The 6,479-nt window shown below is 63.2% G+C and carries 5 protein-coding genes and 1 pseudogene; 1 reads left to right on the top strand and 5 read right to left on the bottom strand.

Going from position 1 to position 6,479, the window contains the following annotated elements; genetic code table 11:
• Nucleotides 1–224 (top strand): annotated as a pseudogene (locus A3AU_RS1000000139590) (IS481 family transposase); the annotation flags it as partial.
• A gap of 180 nt (nt 225–404) precedes the next feature.
• Here the strand turns inward: A3AU_RS1000000139590 and A3AU_RS0126695 are convergent.
• From A3AU_RS0126695 to A3AU_RS0126675, 5 genes are all read right to left on the bottom strand, one after another.
• Complete coding sequence (locus A3AU_RS0126695) at nt 405–1,244, bottom strand: alkaline phosphatase family protein (RefSeq protein WP_027055612.1); 840 nt, start codon at nt 1,242–1,244, stop codon at nt 405–407.
• 83 nt (nt 1,245–1,327) lie between these two features.
• A complete protein-coding gene (locus tag A3AU_RS0126690; RefSeq protein WP_027055611.1) occupies nt 1,328–2,914 on the bottom strand; it encodes an ABC transporter substrate-binding protein in 1,587 nt (528 codons plus the stop codon).
• Between the two features lie 108 nt (nt 2,915–3,022).
• A complete protein-coding gene (locus tag A3AU_RS0126685; protein ID WP_027055610.1) occupies nt 3,023–4,678 on the bottom strand; it encodes an ABC transporter ATP-binding protein in 1,656 nt (551 codons plus the stop codon).
• Nucleotides 4,678–5,502 (bottom strand): ABC transporter permease, encoded by an 825-nt coding sequence (locus A3AU_RS0126680; RefSeq protein WP_027055609.1) that lies wholly within the window; start codon nt 5,500–5,502, stop codon nt 4,678–4,680. Before A3AU_RS0126680 ends, A3AU_RS0126685 begins: the two co-directional genes overlap by 1 nt.
• Before the next feature lie 10 nt (nt 5,503–5,512).
• Complete coding sequence (locus tag A3AU_RS0126675; protein WP_027055608.1) at nt 5,513–6,472, bottom strand: ABC transporter permease; 960 nt, start codon at nt 6,470–6,472, stop codon at nt 5,513–5,515.
• Nucleotides 6,473–6,479 lie beyond the last annotated feature (7 nt).

Genomic DNA, 6,479 nt, shown 5'->3' with positions numbered 1-6,479 from the left:
AATATCGCGAAGCCATCGAGCCGTTCGACTATGCAACGGACGATCTTGTCCGCCGCGTCCAGCAGACCGGGGTTGTCAGCCTCCTCGGATGCGCCTTCAAGCTTGGCAAGGCATTTGCCAGGAAGGTCGTCGCCTTCCGGCCAACCGCAACAGACGGCGTCTTCGATGCTTTCTTCCGACACCAGAAAATAGAAACAATCGACCTCAATGCTCTCAAGCGATAACATCAAAAACTGTTCGCGATGTCTCCGAACACCTGTTCGCGATGTCTCCGGTCCAAACAACTGTACGAGGAGAAGGTGCCGGCAGGCGTAGGGGGGCGGCGCTGACGTCAGCTATTGATATTCGATGTCAGGTCTGCCCTCGTGGAGGGACTGGAAGAAGGGCAGCGTCTCGGCCGCCAACTAGCTCAAAAACGGCTTCGCTTTCATCGTCGCCGACACCGGCACGCCGAGCCGGCTCAGCACTGTCGGGGCCAGCTGCAACTGGTCGAGCAGCGTATCGGCTTCGGGCCCCTGGCCTTGGCCGAAATAATACAGCGCGAAATCCTGCATCTCGTCGTCATGGCCGCCATGGTGGCCGCGGTCGGTCTGGCCGTGATCGGCGGTGACCATCACCTCGTAGCCGGCCGCGATCCAGCCCGGCAGGAAGGCCGCCAGCATGCCGTCCATGGCGTAGACGGCATGGTCCATCTCATGGCAGTCGTGGCCGAAGCGGTGACCCATCGAATCCAGCGTGCAGGTGTGCAGGATGCCGTAGTCTATGCCGTGGCGTTTGGTCAGCATGGTCAGCGTCGCGAACAGGTCGACATCGCTCGGCGTCATCTGGTTGCGCGCGTTGTAGCCGGTCATGGTGTGGAAGCGGCCATGCGTGATCGGACCGCCAGGCTCGTCATACTCCATGTCCTCGACCAGGTCGAACGGGTAGGACCGGAAGAATTCGGACCAGTAGGAATGGGTGACTGCCCCGGTCTTGCCTCCGGCGTTGCTGACCTCGGAGAAGATGTCGGGCTGTTTGACGCGGAAGCGGTTCTCGTTGGAAAGAATGCCGTGCACCTGCGGCGACACGCCTGTGTGGATCGAGGCATAGCAGCAGGCCGAGGTCGACGGCAGCACCGAGCGCATCTTCCACACCCTCGCTTCGCCCGACTGCACCCAGCCCTCGAGATTGCCCATCAACCGACGCCAGTTGCGGTAAGGCACGCCGTCGAGGATGATCAGCAGAAGCTTGGTGTCGAGTGCCACGGGCGCCTCCATGCGTCGATGGTTTCAAAAAAGTGCGCCGCGTGTCGCACGAACACGCGGCGCTTTTCAGTGGCAGTCCAGCACTAGGCGTTCAGCCAGCATTCGGCGAGCGCGTAGCCGTCCATCATTTCGCCGATCGGGCTCTTGGCAAAGCCGCTGATCTTGTTCGTAGCTGCTGCGTCGATGAACTGGTTGAAGAACGGCACGATCAGGCCGCCTTCGTCGCGCATCAGGACAGCCATGTCGTGGTAGATCGCCTTGCGCTTGGCCTGGTCGAGCTCGCCACGCGCCGCAAACAGCATCTTGTCGAATTCCGGCCGCTTGAAGCGCGTGTCGTTCCAGTCGGCGGTCGAGACATAGCCGGTGGAGTACATCTGGTCCTGCGTGGCGCGCCCGCCCCAGTAGGAGAGCGAGAAGGGCTGCTTGTTCCAGACTTCCGACCAGTAGCCGTCGCCCGGCTCGCGCTTGATCTCGATCTTGATGCCGGCCTTGGCGGCGCTCTGCTGATAAAGCTGGGCGGCGTCGACCGCGCCGGGAAAGGCGACATCGGAGGTGCGCAGCAGGATCGAGCCGCTGTGGCCCGACTTCTTGTAGAGCGCGGCCGCCTTTTCCGGGTCGAACTTGCGCTGCTCGATGGCGGTAAACAGCGGATAGGCCTCGTTGATCGGGAAGTCGTTGCCGACCGAACCGTAGCCGCGCAGGATCTTCGTCAGCATCTCCTCGCGATCCATGGCGAGTTTCAGCGCCATGCGCAGGTCGTTGTTGTCGAAAGGCGCCGTGTCGCAGAACATGTTGAACGGATAGTAGCCCTTGCCCGACACATTCTCGATGGTGACGCCCGGGATGCGCTTGACCAGGTCGACGACTTTTGGCTCGACGCGGTTGATCATGTGCACCTGGCCACCCTGCAACGCGGCCAGACGGGCCGTCGCGTCGTTGATGACGACAATCTCGACCTGGTCGGCATGGCCGGCCTTGTCGCCGCGCCAGTAATTGGCGAAGCGCTCGCCGCCATGGCGCACGCCCGGCTGGTTGACGGTGACCTTGTAGGGGCCGGCGCTGATGCCGGCATTCGGATTGTCCTTGCCGCCATTCGGCTGGATGACCAGATGGTAGTCGGCCATCAGATAGGGGAAGTCGGCATCCGCATCGCCGAGCGTGAAGATGACTTCCTTGCCGCTCGCCTTGACGCCCTTGATGTTCTTGAGAATGCCGAGCGCCCCCGACTTTGATTTCTCGTCGGCATGACGCTCGATGGTCGCGGCGACGTCCTCGGCGCCAACCGTCTTGCCGTTATGGAATTCTATTCCGTCACGAATCTTGATCGTCCATGTCTTGGCGTCCTTGGAGGCGCCGATGTCCTCGGCGATCAGGTTCACCAGCTTGTTGTCGGGGGTCAGACGCACAAGATACTCGCCCCAAAGCTTGCCGAAGCTGAAGGTTACCTGGCTGAGGTTCAGCGCCGGGTCGAGGCTGTTGGTCGATTCGCCGCCCTGCAGGCCTGCCTTGAGGGTTCCACCCTTGACCGGCGTCTGCGCGAAGGCCTTTCCGGCCAGCGTCGTCGCCAGCGCCGCCGATACGCCGAGAGCCGCCGTGCGGCCAAGGAAGTCGCGCCGCGATATCCGGCCCTGGCCGGCGAGTTCTGCCAGGTGGTCGAGTTCAGTCTTCATGTCCTACCCCTTTGTTGAAAACAACGTCACGAACGGCGCCCGTCCAGAGGACGTGTGGCGTCCTTGTGTTGCACCCGGATGACGGCAGTCGGTGGTGCCGGCAGTTGGTCAGTTCCCCGCGCTGGCCATGCGCCGTCCCTTGATCGCCTTTTCCAGCCAGCCGATCTCCATCTCTGGAACCGACGACAGGAGAAGGTCGGTATAGGCGTCGAAGGGCGGCGTCAGAACCTTGCTCTTCGAGCCGTAGCGGACCACTTCGCCGCGATACATCACCGCGATGGAATCGGCGATCGACTTCACGGTGGCGAGGTCGTGGGTGATGAAGAGATAGGCGACCTTCTCGTGCTCCTGCAGGTTCAGCAGCAGCTTCAGGATGCCGTTGGCCACCAGCGGGTCGAGCGCCGAGGTCACCTCGTCGCAGATGATCAGCTTCGGCTTGGCGGCGAGCGAGCGGGCGATGCAGACGCGCTGCTTCTGGCCGCCGGAAAGCTCGGCCGGATAGCGGTCGATGAAGCCCTTGCCCATCTCGATCTCGTCGAGCAGTTCGGCAACGCGCTTGTCGCGCTCCCTGCCGCGCATGCCGAAGTAGAATTCGAGCGGCCTGCCAATGATGGTGCCGACGGTCTGGCGCGGGTTCATCGCCACGTCGGCCATCTGGTAGATCATCTGCAACTGGCGCAGATCCTCCTTCGGCCGGTCGGCAAGCCGGTTGGCAAGCGGGCGTCCGTCGAAGGTGACGGTGCCTTGCTCGGGCGGCAAAAGACCGGTGATGGCGCGCGCCAGCGTCGATTTGCCGGAGCCGGATTCGCCAACCACGGCCAATGTCTGGCCGGGGTATATGTCGACCGAGACGTTCTTCAGCACCTTGACCTGGCCGCCGCCGTAAGCGGCGGTGACGTTCTTGACCGACAGGAACGGCGTCGCGCCGGGGTTCTGTTCGGAATGCTCGATCTCATGCACCGAAACCAGGGCGTTGGTGTATTCCTGGCGCGGCTCCTTGATGATCTGGCGGGTGCCGCCCCATTCGACCAGCCTGCCATGGCGCAGCACCATGATCTCGTCGGAGACCTGGGCGACCACGGCAAGGTCGTGGGTGATGTAGAGCGCCGCCACATGGGTGTCGCGGATGGCGTCCTTGATCGCCGCCAGAACGTCGATCTGCGTCGTCACGTCGAGCGCCGTGGTCGGCTCGTCGAAGACGATCAGGTCGGGTTCCGAACACAGCGCCATCGCCGTCATTACGCGTTGCAGCTGGCCGCCTGAGACCTGGTGCGGAAAGCGTTCGCCGATGGTTTCGGGGCTCGGCAGGCTCAGCTTCTTGAAAAGTGCTATGGCACGCTTCTCGGCCTCGGCGCGTGTCGCCGTGCCGTGCAGCAGCGTGGCTTCCACCACCTGGTCCATCAGCCGGTGAGCCGGGTTGAAGGCCGCCGCCGCCGACTGCGCGACATAGCAGACCTCACGGCCGCGCAGCTTGCGAAAACCTTCCTTGCCGCCCTTCAATATGTCACGGCCGTTGAGGATCACCTCGCCGCCGGTGATGCGCACGCCACCACGGCCATAGCCCATGGACGACAGGCCAATGGTCGACTTGCCGGCGCCGGATTCGCCGATCAGGCCCAGCACCTTGCCTTTTTCCAGCGTCAGCGAGACATCGTGCACCAGCACGATGTTCTTTGGCGCTTCGCCGGGCGGGTAGACCGTGGCTTCGATGCGCAAGTTGCGGATATCGAGCAGCACGCCGGGTTTCGCTTTGCTCTCAGCCATCACCCGCGTCCTCCCTTCAGGCTTGTCGTGCGGTTGAGGATCCAGTCGGCGACAAGGTTGACCGAGATGGCAAGGGCCGCGATCGCCGCCGCCGGAATGAGTGCCGCGGCGATGCCGAAGACGATGCCGTCCTTGTTTTCCTTGACCATGCCGCCCCAGTCGGCGTCCGGCGGCTGCACGCCAAGGCCGAGGAAGGACAGCGTCGACAGGAACAGCACCGCGTAGATGAAGCGCAGGCCGAGTTCCGAAACCAGCGGCGACAGCGCGTTGGGCAGGATCTCTCGGAAGATGATCCAGGCGCTGCCTTCGCCACGCAGCTTGGCGGCTTCGACGTAATCCATGACGTTGATGTCGACGGCGACCGCGCGCGACAGGCGGTAGACGCGGGTCGAGTCGAGAATGCCCATGACCAGGATCAGCGTCACCAGGTTCGTCGGCAGCACCGAGAGCACGACCAGGCCCATGATAAGCGTCGGGATCGACATCAGGAGATCGACGAGGCGCGACAGGATGGTGTCGAACCAGCCGCCGAACACTGCCGCCGAGAAGCCCAGTATGGCGCCGAGTGAGAAGGACAGCGCGGTGGCCAGCACGGCGATGAACAGGGTAATGCGGGCGCCGTAGATCATGCGCGAGAGAAGATCGCGGCCGAGATTGTCGGTGCCCAGCCAATGCGCCGCCGACATCGGTTCCCAGACGTCACCGACGATCTCGGCATTATCGTGGGGGGAAATCCACGGCGCGAACACCGCCGCCAGCACGAACAGGGCGGTCAGCACCAGGCCGATCAGGGCGGGGATGGGGATGCGTTTTATATCGAGCATGCCCGCCCCCTCACTTTGGATGTCTGAGACGCGGATTGGCGACGATCGCCGCAATGTCCGCGATGATGTTGAGGCTGATATACACGGCGGCGAAGATCAGGCCGACCGCCTGCACGACCGGCACGTCGCGCTTGGTGACGTGGTCGACCAGATACTGCCCCATGCCGGGATAGACGAAGATCACCTCGACCACGACGACGCCGACGATGAGATAGGCGAGGTTGAGCATGACGACGTTGATGATCGGCGCGATCGCGTTCGGGAAGGCGTGCTTGCGGATGACGGCGAAGGCCGAAAGCCCCTTGAGCTCCGCCGTCTCGACATAGGCCGACTGCATGACGTTGAGGATCGCCGCGCGGGTCATGCGCATCATGTGGGCGAGCACCACCAGCGTCAGCGCTGTCGCCGGCAAGGCGATCGCTTGCATGCGCTCGCCGAACGGCATGCCGTCATAGACGGTCGAGATGGCGGGGAAGATCTGCCATTTCACCGCGAAGAAATAGACTAGCAGATAGCCGATGAAGAATTCCGGGAACGAGGTGGAGGCGAGCGCCAGGCCGGAGATCAGCTTGTCGACCCAGCCATTGCGGTAACGCACCGCGATGAGGCCGAGGATGATCGCCAGCGGCACGGCAACGATCGCCGCCCAGAAGGCGAGGAACAGCGTGTTCCACAGCCGGCCCTTGATCGAGGTCGCGATATCCTGGCCGCTCGACATCGCCGTGCCGAGGTCGCCGGTCAAGACGCCGCCGAGCCAGTGGAAATACCTGACATAGGCCGGGTCGTTGAGCCCGAGCTGCTCGCGCAGGTTGGCGAGGGACTCCGGCGTTGCCGATTGTCCCAGAATGGCTTGCGCGACGTCGCCGGGCAGGATTTGCGTGCCGGCGAAGATCAGGACCGAAATGGCCAACAGAAGGAGGATGCCCAGCGCGATGCGCTGGGCAATTAGTTTCAGGATGGGTGAGGACATCTCTGCA

It is taken from the genome of Mesorhizobium erdmanii USDA 3471, assembly GCF_000472705.1.
In the GTDB taxonomy this organism is placed as follows: Bacteria; Pseudomonadota; Alphaproteobacteria; order Rhizobiales; family Rhizobiaceae; genus Mesorhizobium; species Mesorhizobium erdmanii.
The sequence above is the reverse complement of the archived record's forward strand: the minus strand, read 5'-3'. Positions and strand labels throughout refer to the sequence as shown.

Bases quoted from the DNA above. Each gene is read 5' to 3' on its own strand.
- A3AU_RS0126690 (WP_027055611.1), bottom strand. From the start codon at position 2,914: ATGAAGACTGAACTCGACCACCTGGCAGAACTCGCCGGCCAGGGCCGG.
- A3AU_RS0126685 (WP_027055610.1), bottom strand. From the start codon at position 4,678: ATGGCTGAGAGCAAAGCGAAACCCGGCGTGCTGCTCGATATCCGCAAC.
- A3AU_RS0126680 (WP_027055609.1), bottom strand. From the start codon at position 5,502: ATGCTCGATATAAAACGCATCCCCATCCCCGCCCTGATCGGCCTGGTG.
- A3AU_RS0126675 (WP_027055608.1), bottom strand. From the start codon at position 6,472: ATGTCCTCACCCATCCTGAAACTAATTGCCCAGCGCATCGCGCTGGGC.